Origin of the sequence: Skermanella aerolata KACC 11604 (assembly GCF_000936425.1) — a bacterium.
Classification (GTDB): Bacteria; Pseudomonadota; Alphaproteobacteria; order Azospirillales; family Azospirillaceae; genus Skermanella; species Skermanella aerolata.
The window spans coordinates 1-426 of the sequence record NZ_AVFK01000217.1 but is presented as its reverse complement, the minus strand read 5'-3'; the positions used below and the strand labels follow the sequence as shown (position 1 = coordinate 426).

General features: G+C 61.5%; 1 protein-coding gene. It reads left to right on the top strand.

Annotation, left to right across the window (positions count from 1 at the left end):
- Positions 1 to 118: 118 nt before the first annotated feature.
- On the top strand, positions 119 to 256 hold the full coding sequence (locus N826_RS44095; protein WP_157599453.1) for a hypothetical protein: 138 nt from the start codon (positions 119 to 121) through the stop codon (positions 254 to 256).
- Positions 257 to 426: the final 170 nt, after the last annotated feature.

Below are 426 nucleotides of genomic sequence, written 5' to 3'. Positions count from 1 at the left end.
AAGACAGGAGGCTGAACCGCGATAGCTTCATCATGCCTATCACCATAACGGTTGGTGCCGTGGGCGCCGTGGTTGCCGCTATCGCTTCCATCATCAACCTGCTGAAGTGAGATCCATCATGACGGCGCCCCTCGCTACCTTGAACGTCGCCACCAAAGCCGACCTGTCGGAGTTGAAGGCGGATCTGCTGAAGTGGGCGCTGCCGATCCTTCTCGTTCAATCGGTCCTGACTGCCGTCCTGGTGAGGATGCTGTGACCGTGGTGTCGGTAACAGCCCTCGCCATCATCGTGAACCTACCGGCATGACGATGCTGCTGTACCAGGGCTATACCGCCCCGGCTGCGCTGATGGGCTTGACGGTGGTTCTGCTGGCGCTGTCGCTGGTGTGAAGCGCCTGTCCGGCATCCGTGGATCGGGCCGCCGGGG